Here is an 18,642-nt window from a genome sequence, read left to right on the forward strand (position 1 = left end):
CCTGGACGACGCCCTGGCGCGGATCAAGAAATACACCGCCGAAGGCCGTGCCATCTCCATTGCCCTGTGCGGCAACGCTGCCGAGATCCTGCCGGAACTGGTACGCCGCGGCGTGCGCCCGGACATGGTCACCGACCAGACCAGCGCCCACGACCCGCTGAACGGCTACCTGCCCAAGGGCTGGACCTGGGAGCAGTACCGTGACCGCGCCCAGACCGAGCCGGCGGCGGTGATCAAGGCGGCCAAGCAGTCCATGGCCGTGCACGTCCAAGCCATGCTGGACTTCCAGAAAATGGGGGTTCCGACCTTCGACTACGGCAACAACATCCGCCAGATGGCCCAGGAAGAGGGCGTGGAAAACGCTTTCGACTTCCCCGGCTTCGTCCCGGCCTATATCCGTCCGCTGTTCTGCCGTGGCATCGGCCCGTTCCGCTGGGCGGCGCTGTCCGGCGATCCGCAGGACATCTACAAGACCGACGCCAAGGTCAAGGAACTGATCCCCGACGACGCCCACCTGCACAACTGGCTGGACATGGCGCGCGAGCGCATCAGCTTCCAGGGCTTGCCGGCACGGATCTGCTGGGTTGGCCTGGGCCTGCGTGCCAAGCTCGGCCTGGCCTTCAACGAAATGGTCCGCAGCGGCGAGCTGTCGGCACCGATCGTCATCGGTCGCGACCACCTGGACTCCGGTTCCGTGGCCAGCCCGAACCGTGAAACCGAATCGATGCAGGACGGTTCCGATGCCGTATCCGACTGGCCGCTGCTCAATGCCCTGTTGAACACCGCCAGTGGCGCGACCTGGGTTTCCCTGCACCACGGCGGCGGCGTCGGCATGGGCTTCTCCCAGCATTCGGGGATGGTGATCGTCTGCGACGGCACCGATGAAGCGGCCGAGCGTATTGCCCGGGTGCTGCACAACGACCCGGCCACCGGGGTGATGCGTCACGCCGATGCCGGCTACCAGATCGCCATCGATTGCGCCAAGGAACAGGGCCTGAATCTGCCGATGATCACCGGCAAGTAACCACCGCTCTCTGTAGGAGCCAGCTTGCTGGCCAAGCATGCACCGCGGTGCATCAGGCACACCGCCTCGCGAGCCCGCTCGCTCCTACAGGGGAAATCGTCTGCAGTGCCCACTAGAGGTTCGACGTCCATGGCTTTAGCGAATGATCGTGCAAGCAACAAACCGTTGATCGAAAGGCGTTCGATCGACTACATCCCGGAAGCGGAAAGACACGGTCGTCTCTTGAGTCAATTCACCCTGTGGTTGGGCGCCAACCTGCAGATCACCGCCATTGTCACCGGCGCCCTGGCAGTGGTCCTGGGCGGTGATGTGTTCTGGTCGCTGATCGGCTTGCTGGTCGGTCAGTTGCTGGGGGGCGGGGTCATGGCCCTGCATGCCGCCCAGGGCCCGCAACTGGGGCTGCCGCAGATGATCTCCAGCCGCGTGCAGTTCGGCGTGTACGGTGCGGTGATTCCCCTGGTGCTGGTGTGCCTGATGTACGTCGGCTTTTCCGCCAGCGGTTCGCTGCTGGCGGGGCAGGCGGTGGCGCAACTGCTGCACGTCGAAGACTGGGCCGGCATCTTGCTGTTCGCCGGCTCGATCATGGTCTTCACCATTTTCGGCTACCGGGTCATCCACGGCATCGGGCGGATCGCCAGCGTGCTTGGCGTGGTGGCCTTCATCTACCTGTTCTACAAGCTGCTGGCAGGCAACGACATCGCGGCCCTGCTCGGCAACAAGCATTTTTCCCTGGCCAGCTTCCTGCTGGCGGTATCGCTGTCGGCCTCCTGGCAGATCGCCTTCGGCCCTTATGTGGCGGACTACTCGCGCTACCTGCCGCGCAGCACCTCGGCGGCGAAAACCTTCTGGGCCGTAGGCCTGGGTTCGGTGATCGGGGCCCAGGCCGCGATGGTCTTCGGGGTCTTCGCGGCGGCCCTGGCCGGGTCCCAGTTCGCCCACCACGAGGTGTCGTTCATCGTCAGCCTCGGCGGTACCGGTATCGTCGCCGGCCTGCTGTATTTCGCCGTGGCCTTCGGCAAGGTCACGGTGACCACGTTGAATGCCTACGGCAGCTTCATGTCGATCGCCACCATCATCAGCGGCTTTCGCGGCAGCCGGCATATCGGCAGCGGTGTGCGCCTGTTCTACATCTTCATCATGGTCTCGCTTGCCGCCACCCTGGCACTGTTGGGCAAGGATTCGTTCCTCAAGGATTTCTCCGCCTTCATCCTGTTCCTGCTGGCGTTCTTCACGCCCTGGAGTGCGATCAACCTGGTGGATTTCTACTGCATTACCAAGGAGCGCTATGACATCCCCGCGCTGTCCAATCCGGACGGTCGCTACGGCCGCTGGAATGTCATGGGCATCAGTATCTATGTGTTCGGCGTGCTGATTCAGATGCCGTTCATTTCCACCCACTTCTACACCGGCCCCCTGGTGGCGAGCCTCGGAGATACCGACATCTCCTGGATCATCGGCCTGGTGGTGCCCGCGGCGTTGTACTACGCCTGTGCGAAGAAGTGGCATGGCGCGGTGCCCGAGCACCTGATCCTGCCAGTAGAGCAGGGCGCGCCCACCGAACAAAAAACGAGTGGGACCACCCGCGCTGCAGCGGTATGAGTCTTGATTGGACGTGGACAGGGCTGGATGCCTCTTAACTGCCGTAAGCCAACTCATGATTAGGAGCGTCACACAATGAAAATGCATAAGACCCTGCTGACCACGTTGCTGTCCATGGGCCTGCTGGCCGCTTCCGGCGCTCAGGCCGCGGGCTGGTGCGAGTCGGGCAAGGCGGTGAAGTTCGCCGGCCTGAACTGGGAAAGCGGCATGTTGCTGACCGACGTGCTGCAACTGGTCCTGGAGAAGGGCTACGGCTGCAAGACCGACAGCCTGCCGGGCAACTCCATCACCATGGAAAACGCCCTGGGCAGCAATGACATCCAGATCTTCGCCGAAGAGTGGGTGGGCCGCAGCGAGGTGTGGAACAAGGCCGAGAAGGCCGGCAAGGTGGTGGGCGTCGGCGCGCCGGTGGTGGGTGCTGTCGAAGGCTGGTACGTCCCGCGCTACGTGATCGAAGGCGACGCCAAGCGCAAGCTCGAAGCCAAGGCCCCGGACCTGAAGAACATTGCCGACCTGGGCAAGTACGCCAGCGTGTTCAAGGACCCGGAAGAACCGAGCAAGGGGCGTTTCTACAACTGCCCGGCGGGCTGGACCTGCGAGCTGGACAACAGCGAGATGCTCAAGAGCTACGGCCTGGAAAGCAGCTACACCAACTTCCGCCCGGGCACCGGCCCGGCCCTGGATGCGGCGGTACTGTCGAGCTACAAGCGCGGCGAGCCGATCCTCTTCTACTACTGGTCGCCGACCCCCCTGATGGGCCAGGTGGACCTGGTCAAGCTCGATGAGAAACCTGGCGTCGACAAGAGCGTGAGCATCAAGGTCGGCTTGTCCAGAGTCTTCCACGACGAGGCCCCGGAGCTGGTGGCGGTACTGGAAAAGGTCAACCTGCCGATCGACCTGCTCAACCAGAATCTGGCGCGCATGAGCCGTGAGCGCATCGAGTCGCCGAAACTGGCGAAACTCTTTCTCAAGGAACATCCTGAAGTCTGGCACCCATGGGTCAGTGAAGAGGCCGCCGGGAAAATCGACGCGGCCCTGTAGCCCGGGCTTTTCCGGCGGCTCCAAGGGCCGTCGGGAACCGGACAGCAACCTCCTTTGAGCGAGAGTTTCCTATGTTTCCAGAAAGCTTCACGTTTTCCATCGCCGATTGGGTCAACGGCTGGGTCGACGCCCTGGTGACCCATTATGGCGATGTGTTCCGGCACATTTCCGACACCCTGCTGTGGGCCATCGTCAACCTCGAAGGCCTGCTGCGCATGGCGCCCTGGTGGCTGATGCTGGCGATTGTCGGCGGTATCGCCTGGCACGCCACCCGCAAGCTGCTGACCACCGCGGTGATCGTCGGCCTGCTGTTCCTGGTGGGCGCGGTGGGGCTGTGGGACAAGCTGATGCAGACCCTGGCGCTGATGCTGGTGGCCACCCTGATCTCGGTGCTGATCGGCATCCCCCTGGGGATCCTCTCGGCCCGCAGCAACCGCCTGCGCTCATTGCTGATGCCGCTCTTGGACATCATGCAGACCATGCCCAGCTTCGTGTACCTGATCCCGGTGCTGATGCTGTTCGGCCTGGGGAAGGTGCCGGCGATCTTCGCTACGGTGATCTACGCCGCGCCGCCCTTGATCCGCCTCACCGACCTGGGGATCCGCCAGGTGGACGGCGAGGTGATGGAGGCGATCAACGCCTTCGGCGCCAATCGCTGGCAGCAGCTGTTCGGTGTGCAACTGCCCCTGGCCCTGCCGAGCATCATGGCCGGGATCAACCAGACCACGATGATGGCCCTGTCGATGGTGGTGATCGCCTCGATGATCGGTGCCCGTGGCCTGGGCGAGGATGTGCTGGTGGGGATCCAGACCCTCAACGTCGGGCGCGGCCTGGAAGCGGGGCTGGCGATCGTGATTCTGGCGGTGGTGATCGACCGCATTACCCAGGCCTACGGTCGTCCGCGCCATGAGGTGAGCAAATGAGCAGCGCTGCCATCAGCAAGATCGAAGTGAGGAACGTCTTCAAGATTTTCGGCAGTCGCCCTGCCGATGCCCTGGCGATGATCCGCCAAGGCAAGGGCAAGGACCAGGTGCTGGCCGAGACCGGCTGTGTGGTCGGGGTCAACGACCTGTCCCTGAGCATCGGCACCGGCGAGATCTTCGTCATCATGGGCCTGTCCGGCTCTGGCAAGTCGACCCTGGTGCGCCACTTCAACCGCCTGATCGACCCCACCAGCGGCGCGATCCTGGTGGACGGCGAGGACATCCTGCAATACGACATGGAGGCCCTGCGCCAGTTTCGCCGGCACAAGATCAGCATGGTGTTCCAGAGCTTCGGCCTGCTGCCCCACCGCAACGTGCAGGACAATGTTGCCTACGGCCTCAAGGTGCGCGGCGAGAGCAAGGCACTGTGTGCCGAGCGTGCCTTGCACTGGATCAACACCGTGGGCCTCAAGGGCTACGAGAACAAGTACCCGCACCAGCTGTCCGGCGGCATGCGCCAGCGGGTCGGCCTGGCCCGGGCCCTGGCGGCGGACACCGACATCATTCTCATGGACGAGGCCTTCAGCGCCCTCGACCCGCTGATCCGCGCAGAAATGCAGGACCAGTTGCTGGAGCTGCAGAAGACGCTGCACAAGACCATCGTCTTCATCACCCATGACCTGGACGAGGCCGTGCGCATCGGCAACCGCATCGCGATCCTCAAGGACGGCCGCCTGATCCAGGTGGGCACGCCCAGGGAGATCCTGCATTCACCGGCGGATGAGTACGTCGACCGTTTCGTCCAGCGTCGTGCCGCGACGGTGTAGTTCAACAGCCCACAAGCCCCGGGCCCGTAGGAGCTGGCTTGCCAGCGAAGAGGCCCCCGGATTTCACCACGAGGTTAACGATGTTCCAGGCTGAAAAGATCGTAATCGCCGACGCCCCCCTGGGTTGGCAGGATGTTGTCGCCGTCGCCCGCCACGGTGCTGAGCTCGAACTCTCGGAGCAGGCCTGGGCGCGGATCGACAATGCCCAGGCCATCGTGCGCAAAGTGGTGGACAGCGGCGAGCGCGCCTATGGCATCAGCACCGGCCTTGGGGCCTTGTGCAATGTGTTGCTGGCCGGCGAGCAGCTCAGCCAGCTGTCACGCAATACCCTGCTCAGCCATGCCTGCGGAGTTGGCCCGGTGCTGGCCGACGAACAGACCCGGGCGATCATCTGTGCGGCCATCATCAACTACAGCCACGGCAAGTCCGGGATCCACCGGCAGGTGGTCCAGGCGCTGCTGGCGCTGCTCAATCGCGGGATCACCCCGCAGGTGCCGTCGCAGGGTTCGGTGGGCTACCTGACCCACATGGCCCATATCGGCGTGGCGCTGCTCGGCGTCGGTCAGGTCAGCTATCGCGGGCACATCGTCAGCGCCGAGCAGGCCCTGGCCGAGGAAGGGCTGCAAGCGGTGCAACTGGGGGCCAAGGATGGTCTGTGCCTGGTCAACGGCACGCCGTGCATGACCGGCCTCGGTTGCCTGGCCCTGGCCGATGCCAGCCGCCTGTTGCAGTGGGCCGACGTGATCGGCGCCATGAGCTTCGAGGCCCTGCGCGGCCAGATCGCCGCCTTTGATGCCGAGATCATCGCCCTCAAGGCGCACCCCGGCATGCAGGTGGTGGGCAGCAACCTGCGGGCCTTGCTCGACCGCAGCGAGGTGATCGCTTCCAGCAAGGGCATCCGTACCCAGGACGCCCTGAGCATTCGCTCGATTCCCCAGGTGCACGGTGCTGCCCGGGATCAACTGGCCCACGCGGCCAGGCAGGTGGAAACCGAGCTCAATGCCGCCACCGACAATCCGTTGCTGCTGGGCACCCCGGACAACTATCGGGTGGTGTCCCAGGCCAACCCCCACGGCCAGTCGGTGGCCCTGGCGGCGGACGTGCTGGCGATTGCCATGGCCGAGATCGGCTCCATCGCCGAGCGCCGCCTGGACCGCCTGATCAACCCCCATGTCAGTGGCCTGCCGGCGTTCCTGGTGGCCGAGCCCGGGGTCAACTCCGGGATGATGATCGTGCAGTACGTGGCGGCCTCGCTGTGCGCGCAGAACCGCCAGCTGGCACAGCCGGCGGTGCTCGACAACTTCGTCACCTCGGGCCTGCAGGAAGACCACCTGAGCCTGGGCACCAACGCCGCCCTGAAGCTGCTGCAGGTGCTGGAAAACTGCACCCAGATTCTCGCCATCGAGTACCTGCTGGCGGCCCAGGCATTCGAATTTCTCAAGGAGCAGCGCTTCGGCACCGGCACCGGCATTGCCTGGTGCCTGCTGCGCGAGCGGGTTCCGGCCTACGACCAGGACCGCTGGCTGGCCCCGGATATCGCCAGCGTGGCGGCCTTGCTCAAGGACCCGCGATTGCTCAACAAACGCTTTTCCAAGGTGCAATAAAACGGATTTCCCCATCGCCAGCGTGCCAAGGCGCCACCTGCTCAAGCTGCGGGTGGCGACGGACAACGGAAGCTTCCGGAGCGACTGGCTAGTTATTACAAAACTCTCAAAAGGAGCATGAATGTGACTGCGCTAAACCTGATTCCCGGCCAACTGACCCTGGCCCAACTGCGGGCCATCTATCAGCAGCCGCTGACCCTGACCCTGGATGGCAGCGCCTCGGCGCAGATCGACGCCAGCGTCGCCTGTGTCGAGCAGATCCTCGCCGAGAATCGTACTGCCTATGGCATCAACACCGGTTTTGGCCTGCTGGCCTCGACCCGCATTGCCAGCGCCGACCTGGAAAACCTCCAGCGCTCGCTGGTGCTGTCCCACGCCGCCGGTGTTGGCGAGCCTATCAGCGATGACCTGGTACGCCTGATCATGGTGCTCAAGGTCAACAGCCTGAGCCGTGGCTTCTCCGGGATCCGCCGCCAGGTGATCGACGCCTTGATCGCCCTGATCAACGCCGAGGTCTACCCGCACATCCCGCTCAAGGGCTCGGTGGGTGCTTCCGGCGACCTGGCGCCTTTGGCCCACATGTCCCTGGTGCTGCTGGGCGAGGGCAAGGCGCGCTACAAGGGGCAGTGGCTGGAAGCGACAGCGGCCCTGGAAGTGGCCGGCCTCAAGCCGTTGACCCTGGCCGCCAAGGAAGGCCTGGCGCTGCTCAACGGCACCCAGGTTTCCACCGCATACGCCTTGCGCGGTCTGTTCGAGGGCGAAGACCTGTTCGCCGGCGCCCTGGTGTGCGGCGGCCTGACCGTGGAAGCGGTGCTGGGTTCGCGCTCGCCATTCGACCCGCGGATTCACGCCGCTCGTGGTCAGCGCGGGCAGATCGATACCGCCGCGGCCTATCGCGCGTTGCTGGGGGACAGCACCGAGGTATCCGCGTCGCACAAGAACTGCGACAAGGTCCAGGACCCGTATTCCCTGCGTTGCCAGCCACAAGTGATGGGCACCTGCCTGACCCAGTTGCGCCAGGCTGCCGAAGTGCTGGTGGTGGAAGCCAACGCCGTGTCGGACAACCCGCTGGTGTTCGCCGCCGAAGGTGACGTGATTTCCGGTGGCAACTTCCACGCCGAGCCGGTGGCCATGGCCGCCGACAACATGGCCCTGGCCATCGCCGAGATCGCCTCCCTGAGCGAACGGCGGATCTCGCTGATGATGGACAAGCACATGTCCCAGCTGCCGCCGTTCCTGGTGGCCAATGGCGGGGTCAACTCCGGCTTCATGATCGCCCAGGTCACCGCCGCGGCCCTGGCCAGCGAGAACAAGGCCCTGGCCCACCCGCACTCGGTGGACAGCATCCCTACCTCTGCCAACCAGGAAGACCACGTCTCCATGGCCCCGGCCGCCGGCAAGCGCTTGTGGGAAATGGCCGAGAACACCCGTGGTGTCCTGGCTGTGGAATGGCTGGCGGCCTGCCAGGGGCTGGACCTGCGCGAAGGCCTGAAAACCTCGCCGACCCTGGAAAAGGCCCGTGCCACCTTGCGCGAGAAAGTGGCGTACTACGAGAAGGACCGCTTCTTTGCACCGGACATCAACGCCGCCAGTGAGTTGCTGGCTTCGCGTTGCCTGAACGGGCTGCTGCCAGCCCGGTTGTTGCCGAGCCTGTAATGCACGCCGGGCCGCCAGGCAGCTTCGCGCTCGGCGTGGAGCTGCGGCCCGTGCTGGTTGGCTTTACCTGCAAGACAGGCGCGGAGCGTCTGCTTCCTCCGCCCCGCACCCCTGCGCGGGGCGGACTTGTCCGATAACAATAAAAGGGACGATGACATGCAATCGCAAGACAGTGGACTACGCCGAGGGCTGACAGCCCGCCATATACGCTTCATGGCCTTGGGGTCGGCCATCGGTACAGGATTGTTCTACGGTTCGGCCTCGGCCATCCAGATGGCCGGGCCCGCCGTGTTGCTGGCCTACCTGATCGGTGGCGCGGCGGTTTTCATGGTGATGCGCGCCCTCGGGGAGATGGCCGTGCACAACCCGGTGTCCGGTTCGTTCGGGCATTACGCCAGCCAGTACCTGGGGCCGTTGCCGGGCTTCATCCTGGGGTGGACCTACGCCTTCGAGATGTTGATCGTGTGCCTGGCGGACGTGACTGCCTTTGGCATCTACATGGGCTTCTGGTTTCCCGAAGTGGCGCGCTGGATCTGGGTGCTGGGCATCGTGCTGTTCATCGGCGGCCTGAACCTGTGCAACGTCAAGGTGTTCGGCGAGATGGAGTTCTGGCTGTCGCTGCTCAAGGTCGGGGCGATCGTCGCGATGATCCTGGGGGGCTTGGGCATCATGCTCTTCGGTATCAGCAGCGCCGCGCAGGACCAGGCCACTGGCGCCGCCAACCTCTGGGCCCACGGCGGCTTCATGCCCAATGGCATCAGTGGGGTGATCGCCTCGTTTGCCGTGGTGATGTTTGCCTTTGGCGGCATCGAGATCATCGGGGTCACTGCGGGCGAGGCCCAGGATCCGAAGCGGGTCATTCCCAAGGCGATCAATGCCGTGCCGCTGCGTATCCTGCTGTTCTACGTGCTGACCCTGTTCGTGCTGATGTCGATTTTCCCCTGGCCGCAGATCGGTACCCAGGGCAGCCCGTTCGTGCAGATCTTTGACAGCCTGGGCATCAGCTCGGCCGCCACTATCCTCAATATCGTGGTGATTTCGGCGGCGGTATCGGCCATCAACAGCGACATCTTCGGCGCCGGCCGGATGATGTATGGCCTGGCCCGGCAAGGGCAGGCGCCCAAGGGCTTTGCCCAGGTGTCCAAGCACGGGGTGCCGTGGATGACCGTGGTGGTGATGGCCGTGACTCTGTTGATCGGGGTGGTGCTGAACTACCTGATCCCGGAAAACATCTTCCTGCTGATCGCTTCCCTGGCCACGTTCGCCACGGTCTGGGTGTGGCTGATGATTCTCCTGACTCACGTGGCCATGCGCCGTTCGATGACCGCCGAGCAGGTGGCCCAGTTGCAGTTCAAGGTGCCATTCTGGCCTTGGGCCCCGGCGGCGGCCATTGCCTTCATGCTGTTCATCTTCGGCGTGCTGGGCTATTTCCCGAAAACCCAGGGAGCGCTGATCGTCGGCGTAGTGTGGATCGCTCTACTGATCGTGGCCTATATGCTGTGGGTCAAGCCCATGGCGGGGCAGGCCCAGGCGATCATGAGCGACGCTCCTTTACCTACTGACCATTAATGGAGGTTGGATGAAAACTCTTTGGCAACACTGCAACGTCGCCAGCATGGCCTCGGGTGTTTACTCGATCATCGAGGATGCGGCCATGGTGACGTCAGGGGCGCACATCGAGTGGATCGGCCGGCGCTCGGAGGCGCCGGCCGGCGACTACGCCCAGGTCAATGACCTGGCTGGAGCCTGGGTAACCCCGGGCTTTATCGATTGCCACACCCACACGGTATTTGGCGGCAACCGCAGTGGTGAGTTCGAGCAGCGCCTGCAAGGGGTGAGCTATGCCGAGATCGCCGCTGCCGGCGGTGGTATCGCCAGTACCGTACGGGCTACTCGGGCCGCCACCGAGGAGGAACTGTTCGGCAGCGCCCGCAAGCGTCTGCTGAGCCTGTTGCGCGATGGCGTGACCAGCGTCGAGATCAAGTCCGGCTACGGCCTGGACCTGGCCAGCGAGCGCAAGATCCTGCGGGTGATCCGTCGCCTGGGCGAAGAGTTGCCGGTCAGCGTGCGCAGCACCTGCCTGGCGGCCCACGCCCTGCCGCCGGAATACGCCGAGCGCAGCGATGCCTACATCGAGCATATCTGCAGCGAGATGCTCCCGGCCCTGGCGGCCGAGGGGCTGGTGGACGCGGTGGATGCCTTCTGTGAATACCTGGCGTTCTCTCCGGAGCAGGTGGAGCGGGTGTTCATTGCCGCGCAACAGCTCGGCCTGCCGGTCAAGCTGCACGCCGAGCAACTGTCGTCGCTGCATGGTTCGAGCCTGGCGGCCCGCTACCATGCGCTGTCCGCCGATCACCTGGAGTTCATGACCGAGGAGGATGCAATAGCCATGGCGGCGTCCGGGACCGTGGCGGTGTTGCTGCCGGGGGCCTTCTATTTCCTCCGGGAAACCCAGCTGCCGCCAATGGAAGCCCTGCGCAAGCACGGGGTGAAGATCGCCGTGGCCAGCGACCTCAATCCCGGTACGTCACCGGCGTTGTCGCTGCGGCTGATGCTGAACATGGCCTGTACCTGTTTCCGTATGACCCCCGAGGAGGCCCTGGCCGGGGTTACCCTGCATGCGGCCCAGGCCCTGGGCATGGAAAAGACCCATGGTTCGCTGGAGGTGGGCAAGGTGGCGGACTTCGTCGCCTGGCAGATCGATCGTCCTGCCGACCTGGCCTACTGGCTGGGCGGCGATCTGGAAAAGCGCGTCGTGCGACACGGCGTTGAAGTGACTGTGTAGGAGAAGGGTTGTGGATAAGGTTCTGAATTTCAAACAAGGCCGGGTGCCGCTGCTGATCAGCATGCCCCACGCCGGTACGCGCCTGACCCCGGCGGTGGCGGCCGGGCTGGTGCCCCAGGCGCAGAGCCTGCCGGACACCGACTGGCACATTCCACGGCTGTACCAGTTCGCCCAGGAGCTGGGGGCCAGTACCCTGGCGGCCGAATATTCGCGTTTTGTCATCGACCTGAACCGCCCGTCCGATGACAAGCCCCTGTACTTGGGGGCCACAACGGGCCTGTACCCGGCCACCCTGTTCGACGGCGAGCCCTTGTTCGTCGAAGGTCAGGCGCCGTCCAGTGAGGAGCGCGAGCAGTACCTGCACGAGGTGTGGGGGCCTTACCACCGCACCCTCCAGGAAGAGCTGGCGCGGCTCAAGGCCGAATTCGGCTATGCCCTGCTGTTCGATGCCCACTCCATCCGCTCGCTGATCCCGCACCTGTTCGAAGGCAAGCTGCCGGACTTCAACCTCGGCACTTTCAATGGCGCCAGCTGCGATCCGCAACTGGCCAGCCGGCTGGAGGCGATCTGCGCCGGCCACGGCGACTACACCCATGTGCTCAACGGGCGCTTCAAGGGCGGGCATATCACCCGCCACTACGGCAACCCGGACGAGCATATCCATGCCGTGCAACTGGAGCTGGCACAGAGCGCCTACATGGAAGAGTTCGAACCGTTCCGCTATCGCGAGGACCTGGCAGCACCGACCCAGGTGGTGCTCAAGGAATTGCTCCAGGGGCTGCTGGCCTGGGGGCAGGAACGTTACGCCTGACAGCAAGCGCTCCTACAGCGGGTACACGCCTTTGTGTAGGAGCGCGCTTGCTCGCGAAGCGCCTTCGACCCCCGCGCAAAACCTGAAACAACCCTGTTTTCTCCAAGGACATGCTCATTGCGTAATTCGGGTTTATGATGCCGGACGGCAGAATAAATGTAGTCCCCGCCAGGGATGAACCCGACCTCCACGGAGCGCGTAATGCAGACTTTGTACCCGCAGATCAAACCCTATGCCCGGCACGATCTGGCCGTCGACGAGCCGCACGTGCTGTATGTCGACGAAAGTGGTTCACCGGAAGGTTTGCCGGTGGTGTTCATTCATGGCGGGCCGGGGGCGGGCTGCGATGGGGCCAGCCGCTGCTACTTCGACCCGAATCTGTACCGCATCGTCACGTTCGACCAGCGCGGTTGCGGGCGTTCCACCCCCCACGCCAGCCTGGAAAACAACACCACCTGGGACCTGGTGGCGGACCTTGAGCGCATTCGCCAGCACCTGGGCATCGACAAGTGGGTGCTGTTTGGCGGCTCCTGGGGTTCGACCCTGGCCCTGGCCTATGCCCAGACCCACCCGGAGCGCGTGCTCGGCCTGATCGTGCGGGGCATCTTCCTTGCCCGGCCCCAGGAGATCCAGTGGTACTACCAGTGTGGCGCCAGCCGCCTGTTCCCCGACTACTGGCAGGACTATGTGGCGCCGATTCCCCTGGAAGAGCGGCATGACCTGGTCAGCGCCTTCCACAAGCGCCTGACCGGCACCGACCAGATCGCCCAGATGCATGCGGCCAAGGCCTGGTCGGGCTGGGAAGGGCGCACCGCGACCCTGCGCCCCAACCCGTTGGTGGTGGACCGTTTCTCCGAGCCGCAGCGGGCGCTGTCGATTGCCCGGATCGAATGCCATTACTTCACCAACAACGCCTTCCTCGAACCTGACCAGCTGATCCGCGACATGGGCAAGATCGCCCATCTGCCCGGGGTCATCGTCCATGGCCGCTACGATGTGATCTGCCCGCTGGACAACGCCTGGGAGCTGCATCAGGCCTGGCCCAACAGCGAGCTGCAGGTGATCCGCGACGCTGGCCACGCCGCCTCCGAGCCGGGCATCACCGATGCTCTGGTACGCGCCACCGACCAGATGGCGCGCCGTCTGCTCGACCTGCCGCCCGAAGAAGCATGAAGGGCCTGTTGCAGCGCGTGCGTGGCGCGCGGGTGGAAGTCGCCGGGGAAATAGTCGGCGCGGTGGACCAGGGATTGCTGGTACTGGTGGCGGTGGAGCCCGAGGACACCCGGGCCAGTGCCGACAAACTCCTGCATAAGCTGCTTAACTATCGGGTGTTCAGTGATGCCGAGGGCAAGATGAACCTGTCCCTGGCGGATGTGCAGGGCGGCTTGCTGCTGGTGTCGCAATTCACCCTGGCGGCGGACACCAAGAGCGGGCTGCGCCCGAGCTTTTCCACAGCCGCGCCGCCGGCCCTTGGCGAAGAGCTTTTTGACTACCTGGTAGTGAAGGCGCAACAGTTGCATGGCAAAGTGGCATCAGGGCGTTTTGGCGCGGACATGCAGGTGCACCTGGTCAATGATGGCCCGGTAACCTTCCTGTTACAGACCTGAAAACGTCTGAAACAGCTTTTTCCACCGATTTGGGCCGGAAACTGCTGTTTTTCGCGATAAATACTTTGTTACCCCTGATGCGTTGTAACGCGGGCTACTAGATAATCGCGCGCTACGGGGATCAGCGTTCGTTGGTCCATTTTGACTTAAGTAGAGACTTGTCCACGGCCGTTTGGGGAATCATTTAGCCCCATCGGAGTCGGAACAATGCTCGCCAACCTGGCATATAGATAGCTGGCCGTTGGTTTTTTGATCTGTTTTCGGCGAGGGTTGCTCGTGATTGTTAGTCCCTGTAATGCACCAAACTTGTTTGCCAAACGGTTACGAAACGCACTGGTGACGGGCTCTGCGCTGGTCTGCCTGCTCGGCGCCGGTCAACTCATGGCATTCAATCTGGATGATGTATCGGTCAAGGCCAAGGACCTGGCCGGGCAGAAGTACGAGGCCCCGCGCAGTAACCTGCCGAACGAGTTCCGTGAGATGAAGTTCGCGGATTACCAGAAAATCCGCTTCCTCACCGAAAAAGCCGAATGGGCCGACCAGAAGACCCCGTTCAAGCTGTCGTTCTACCACCAGGGCATGCACTTCGACACGCCGGTGAAGATCAACGAGATCAGCGCCAACACCGTTACCGAGATCAAGTACGACCCGAACCGTTTCGATTTCGGCGACGTGAAGTTCGACCCCAAGGCCACCGAGAAGCTCGGCTACGCCGGTTTCCGCGTGCTGTACCCGATCAACAAGGCTGACAAGCAAGACGAGATCATGACCATGCTCGGCGCGAGCTATTTCCGCGTCGTTGGCAAGGGCCATACCTATGGCCTGTCCGCCCGGGGCCTGGCAATCGACACCGCCCTGCCATCCGGCGAGGAATTCCCGCGTTTCAGCGAGTTCTGGATCCAGCAGCCCAAGGCTACCGACAAGCACCTGGTGATCTACGCCCTGCTGGATTCGCCACGGGCCACCGGCGCCTATCGCCTGACCCTGCGGCCGGGCGCCGACACCATTGTCGACGTCAAGGCCCGGGTGTTCCTGCGTGACAAGGTCGGCAAGCTGGGCCTGGCCCCGCTGACCAGCATGTACCTGTTCGGCGCCAACCAGCCGTCGAAGGTCCTCAACTACCGTCGCGAACTGCATGACTCCAGCGGCCTGTCGATCCACGCCGGCAATGGCGAGTGGATCTGGCGCCCGCTGAACAACCCGAAACATCTGGCCGTGAGCAACTTCTCGGTGGAGAACCCGCGTGGTTTCGGCCTGCTCCAGCGTGGCCGCGACTTCAGCCACTATGAAGACCTCGACGACCGCTACGACAAGCGCCCAAGCGCCTGGATCGAGCCCAAGGGCGACTGGGGCAAGGGTACCGTCGACCTGGTAGAGATCCCGACCGCGGACGAAACCAACGACAACATCGTGGCGTTCTGGAACCCGGAAAAGCAGCCTGAGCCAGGCCAGCCGCTGGATTTCGCCTATCGCCTGCACTGGACCATCGACGAAGCCGCCCTGCATTCCCCTGACAGCGCCTGGGTACAGCAAACCCTGCGCTCCACCGGTGACGTCAAGCAGTCCAACCTGATCCGTCAGCCCGACGGCAGCGTGGCCTACCTGGTGGACTTCGAAGGCCCGTCCCTGGCGGCATTGCCGGAAAACGCCGACGTTCGCAGCCAGGTCAGCGTGGGTGACAACGCCGAGCTGGTGGAAAACAGCGTTCGCTACAACCCGGAAACCAAGGGCTGGCGCCTGACCCTGCGGATGAAGATCAAGGACGCGAGCAAGTCCACCGAGATGCGTGCCGCTCTGGTCCGCGACATTGCGCAGCCCGAGCCGGCCAAGGCCTCGACGCCGAACTCCAACTCCTCCATCGCCAAGGCCGACAAGATCGCCGCCAAGCAGCAGGAGAAGAAAGAGAAGGAAGCCGCAGCGGCAGCCGCCAAGCAGGCGCAAGCCCAGCCGGGCAAAGAGGCTAAAGACGCCAAGAACGCCAAGGACAAGGACCACAAAGACGCCAAGCAGCCTGCTGCTGCGGACGCGGCCCCAGCCACACCGGAACCGGTTAAAACGGAGCAAGTCCTGACCGAGACCTGGAGCTATCAGTTGCCTGCCGATGAGTAACTCTCAACTACAGCCAGAGTCTCTTGCCGAGTACCTGGCGCACTTGCCGATGTCGGACCAGCAGCGCGCGGAACTTGCGGGCTGCCAGTCCTTCAGCGAATTGCACCAACGCCTGTCGTCCAGCACCTTCGATGGCCCCACCGATGCCGCCCAGGCCTCGGTGGGCCAGCGCCTGACCCTGAGCACCGCCGCTGAGCTGGAAGAAGCGGAAATGCTCGCGGTGGACGCCGAGGGCCGGGTCTGCCTCAAGGCCACGCCACCGATCCGCCGCACCAAGGTGGTCCCGGAGCCGTGGCGCACCAATATCCTGGTGCGCGGCTGGCGGCGCCTGACCGGGCGTACCAACCCGCCAGCGCCGAAGAAGGACGAACGGGTACTGCCGGCCGCTCGCTGGCGTACCGTCGGTTCGATCCGCCGCTACATCCTGCTGGTGCTGATGCTCGGCCAGACCATCGTCGCCGGCTGGTACATGAAAGGCATCATGCCGTACCAGGGCTGGTCCTTCGTCGACCTGGAAGAGGTCATGCACCAGCCGCTGATGCAGACCGCCCAGCAAGTGCTGCCCTATGCCCTGCAGACCAGCATCCTGATTCTGTTCGGGATCCTGTTCTGCTGGGTCTCGGCAGGTTTCTGGACCGCCCTGATGGGCTTCCTGGAACTGCTGACCGGCCACGACAAGTACCGCATCTCCGGGGCCAGCGCAGGCAACGAGCCGATTCCCAAGGATGCGCGCACCGCACTGGTGATGCCGATCTGCAACGAAGACGTGCCCCGGGTGTTTGCCGGCCTGCGCGCAACCTTCGAGTCGGTGGCGGCCACCGGTGACCTGGACCGTTTCGACTTCTTCGTCCTCAGCGACAGCAACGACAGCGATATCTGCGTGGCCGAGCAGCAGGCCTGGCTGGATGTCTGCCGCGAAGCCAAGGGCTTCGGCAAGATCTTCTATCGCCGCCGTCGCCGCCGAGTGAAACGCAAGAGCGGCAACCTCGACGACTTCTGCCGTCGCTGGGGCGGTGACTACAAGTACATGGTCGTGCTCGACGCTGACAGCGTGATGAGCGGCGAATGCCTGACCAGCCTGGTACGCCTGATGGAAGCCACGCCGGACGCGGGGATCATCCAGACCGCGCCACGGGCCTCGGGCATGGACACCCTATATGCGCGCATGCAGCAGTTCGCCACCCGGGTCTACGGCCCGCTGTTCACCGCCGGCCTGCACTTCTGGCAGTTGGGGGAATCCCATTACTGGGGGCACAACGCGATCATCCGCATGCAGCCGTTCATCGAGCACTGTGCCCTGGCGCCGTTGCCGGGCAAGGGTGCCTTCGCCGGTGCGATCCTCTCCCACGACTTCGTCGAAGCCGCGCTGATGCGCCGTGCCGGCTGGGGCGTGTGGATTGCCTACGACCTGCCGGGCAGCTACGAAGAGCTGCCGCCGAACCTGCTGGACGAACTCAAGCGTGACCGGCGCTGGTGCCACGGCAACCTGATGAACTTCCGCCTGTTTCTGGTCAAGGGCATGCACCCGGTGCACCGCGCGGTGTTCCTCACCGGGGTGATGTCCTACCTGTCGGCGCCGCTGTGGTTCTTCTTCCTGGTGCTGTCCACGGCCCTGCTGGCGGTCAACACCCTGATGGAGCCGCAGTACTTCCTCGAGCCGCGGCAGCTGTATCCGCTGTGGCCGCAGTGGCATCCGGACAAGGCCATCGCGCTGTTCTCCACCACCATCGTGCTGCTGTTCCTGCCCAAGCTCTTGAGTATCATCCTGATCTGGGCCAAGGGTGCGAAAGAGTTCGGTGGCAAGTTCAAGGTGACCCTGTCGATGCTCCTGGAGATGCTGTTCTCCATGTTGCTGGCGCCGGTGCGGATGATTTTCCACACTCGTTTCGTACTGGCCGCGTTCCTGGGCTGGGCCGCGACCTGGAACTCGCCACAGCGTGACGACGACTCCACGCCGTGGAGCGAAGCGGTCAAGCGCCACGGTCCGCAGACCCTGCTGGGCTTCTGCTGGGCGCTGCTGGTGATCTGGTTGAACCCGAGCTTCCTCTGGTGGCTGGTACCGATCGTCGGTTCGTTGATGCTGTCGATCCCGGTGTCGGTGATCTCCAGCCGCGTGGGCCTGGGCCTGAAGTCCCGTGACGAAAGCCTGTTCCTAATCCCCGAGGAATACGCTCCGCCACAGGCGCTGCTGGCAACCGACCAGTACACCCATGAAAACCGCTGGCATGCGCTCAACGACGGCTTTGTCCGGGCCGTGGTGGATCCGCAGCAGAACGCCCTGGCCTGTGCCCTGGCGACCTCGCGCCACACCCAGGCCGAGCCCATCGAGTGGCTGCGCCAGGAGCGTGTACGGCATGCCCTGAAAGTCGGCCCGGCGGCCCTGAACAACAGCGAGCGGCTGGCGCTGTTGAGCGACCCGGTAGCCCTGGGGCGCCTGCACGAGCAGGTCTGGAGCGAGGGGCACAGCGAATGGCTGAGCGCCTGGCGCCAGTCGGTGGATGCCGATCCCCATGCACCGCTGCTGCCGTTGCAGCCGCTGAACGCGGCGCCGCAACCGGCCTGAAGCCAACGCCCTTGAGCTCTTGCTCAAGGGCGTTTTGCTTTATGGCGCCAATGGCCGCCTATGCCTTGTCGGAGGCTGTGGCAGCGGCCACCG

Annotated in this window: 14 protein-coding genes; all 14 read left to right on the forward strand. The window is 64.1% G+C overall.

Features of this window, described 5'->3' with window-relative positions; all coding sequences use genetic code 11:
* Positions 1-1,024: urocanate hydratase (gene hutU, locus F6S12_RS09845; RefSeq protein WP_315868868.1), on the forward strand; the 1,024-nt coding region annotated here is incomplete at its 5' end.
* Positions 1,025-1,153: 129 nt separating this feature from the next.
* A complete protein-coding gene (locus F6S12_RS09850; protein ID WP_011058777.1) occupies positions 1,154-2,623 on the forward strand; it encodes a purine-cytosine permease family protein in 1,470 nt (489 codons plus the stop codon).
* Between the two features lie 75 nt (positions 2,624-2,698).
* Positions 2,699-3,664: an ABC transporter substrate-binding protein gene (locus tag F6S12_RS09855; protein WP_011058778.1), complete on the forward strand. Its 966-nt coding sequence runs from the start codon at positions 2,699-2,701 to the stop codon at positions 3,662-3,664.
* 71 nt (positions 3,665-3,735) lie between these two features.
* Positions 3,736-4,587: a proline/glycine betaine ABC transporter permease gene (locus tag F6S12_RS09860; RefSeq protein WP_315868869.1), complete on the forward strand. Its 852-nt coding sequence runs from the start codon at positions 3,736-3,738 to the stop codon at positions 4,585-4,587.
* Positions 4,584-5,414 carry a glycine betaine/L-proline ABC transporter ATP-binding protein gene (locus tag F6S12_RS09865; protein WP_011058780.1) on the forward strand — a complete coding sequence of 277 codons (831 nt, stop codon included), beginning with the start codon at positions 4,584-4,586 and terminating at the stop codon, positions 5,412-5,414. Before F6S12_RS09860 ends, F6S12_RS09865 begins: the two co-directional genes overlap by 4 nt.
* 80 nt (positions 5,415-5,494) lie before the next feature.
* The gene (gene hutH, locus F6S12_RS09870; protein ID WP_011058781.1) at positions 5,495-7,018 is read left to right on the forward strand and encodes a histidine ammonia-lyase; all 1,524 of its coding nucleotides are present in this window, start codon (positions 5,495-5,497) and stop codon (positions 7,016-7,018) included.
* A gap of 117 nt (positions 7,019-7,135) precedes the next feature.
* Positions 7,136-8,674, forward strand: a complete 1,539-nt coding sequence (gene hutH, locus F6S12_RS09875) for a histidine ammonia-lyase (RefSeq protein ID WP_315868870.1) — start codon at positions 7,136-7,138, stop codon at positions 8,672-8,674.
* A 156-nt stretch (positions 8,675-8,830) separates the two neighbouring features.
* Positions 8,831-10,243: an amino acid permease gene (locus F6S12_RS09880; RefSeq protein ID WP_015633849.1), complete on the forward strand. Its 1,413-nt coding sequence runs from the start codon at positions 8,831-8,833 to the stop codon at positions 10,241-10,243.
* Positions 10,244-10,253: 10 nt separating this feature from the next.
* On the forward strand, positions 10,254-11,459 hold the full coding sequence (gene hutI / locus F6S12_RS09885; protein ID WP_041115309.1) for an imidazolonepropionase: 1,206 nt from the start codon (positions 10,254-10,256) through the stop codon (positions 11,457-11,459).
* A 10-nt stretch (positions 11,460-11,469) separates the two neighbouring features.
* Positions 11,470-12,270, forward strand: coding sequence for an N-formylglutamate deformylase (hutG, locus tag F6S12_RS09890; protein WP_315868871.1), 801 nt, complete (start codon positions 11,470-11,472; stop codon positions 12,268-12,270).
* 201 nt (positions 12,271-12,471) lie between these two features.
* On the forward strand, positions 12,472-13,443 hold the full coding sequence (gene pip / locus F6S12_RS09895) for a prolyl aminopeptidase (RefSeq protein ID WP_011058786.1): 972 nt from the start codon (positions 12,472-12,474) through the stop codon (positions 13,441-13,443).
* Positions 13,440-13,877 carry a D-aminoacyl-tRNA deacylase gene (dtd, locus tag F6S12_RS09900; protein WP_015633852.1) on the forward strand — a complete coding sequence of 146 codons (438 nt, stop codon included), beginning with the start codon at positions 13,440-13,442 and terminating at the stop codon, positions 13,875-13,877. Before pip ends, dtd begins: the two co-directional genes overlap by 4 nt.
* Before the next feature lie 276 nt (positions 13,878-14,153).
* The gene (locus F6S12_RS09905) at positions 14,154-15,986 is read left to right on the forward strand and encodes a glucan biosynthesis protein G (protein WP_011058788.1); all 1,833 of its coding nucleotides are present in this window, start codon (positions 14,154-14,156) and stop codon (positions 15,984-15,986) included.
* Positions 15,979-18,549: a glucans biosynthesis glucosyltransferase MdoH gene (gene mdoH, locus F6S12_RS09910; protein ID WP_011058789.1), complete on the forward strand. Its 2,571-nt coding sequence runs from the start codon at positions 15,979-15,981 to the stop codon at positions 18,547-18,549. The genes F6S12_RS09905 and mdoH overlap by 8 nt, the downstream gene beginning before the upstream one ends.
* Positions 18,550-18,642: the final 93 nt, after the last annotated feature.

This window comes from Pseudomonas sp. JV245A (assembly GCF_032424515.1).
Classification (GTDB): Bacteria; Pseudomonadota; Gammaproteobacteria; order Pseudomonadales; family Pseudomonadaceae; genus Aquipseudomonas; species Aquipseudomonas protegens.

Coding starts and splice junctions, on each gene's coding strand:
- F6S12_RS09850 (WP_011058777.1), top strand. CDS start 1,154: ATGGCTTTAGCGAATGATCGTGCAAGCAACAAACCGTTGATCGAAAGG.
- F6S12_RS09855 (WP_011058778.1), top strand. CDS start 2,699: ATGAAAATGCATAAGACCCTGCTGACCACGTTGCTGTCCATGGGCCTG.
- F6S12_RS09860 (WP_315868869.1), top strand. CDS start 3,736: ATGTTTCCAGAAAGCTTCACGTTTTCCATCGCCGATTGGGTCAACGGC.
- F6S12_RS09865 (WP_011058780.1), top strand. CDS start 4,584: ATGAGCAGCGCTGCCATCAGCAAGATCGAAGTGAGGAACGTCTTCAAG.
- hutH (WP_011058781.1), top strand. CDS start 5,495: ATGTTCCAGGCTGAAAAGATCGTAATCGCCGACGCCCCCCTGGGTTGG.
- hutH (WP_315868870.1), top strand. CDS start 7,136: ATGAATGTGACTGCGCTAAACCTGATTCCCGGCCAACTGACCCTGGCC.
- F6S12_RS09880 (WP_015633849.1), top strand. CDS start 8,831: ATGCAATCGCAAGACAGTGGACTACGCCGAGGGCTGACAGCCCGCCAT.
- hutI (WP_041115309.1), top strand. CDS start 10,254: ATGAAAACTCTTTGGCAACACTGCAACGTCGCCAGCATGGCCTCGGGT.
- pip (WP_011058786.1), top strand. CDS start 12,472: ATGCAGACTTTGTACCCGCAGATCAAACCCTATGCCCGGCACGATCTG.
- dtd (WP_015633852.1), top strand. CDS start 13,440: ATGAAGGGCCTGTTGCAGCGCGTGCGTGGCGCGCGGGTGGAAGTCGCC.
- mdoH (WP_011058789.1), top strand. CDS start 15,979: ATGAGTAACTCTCAACTACAGCCAGAGTCTCTTGCCGAGTACCTGGCG.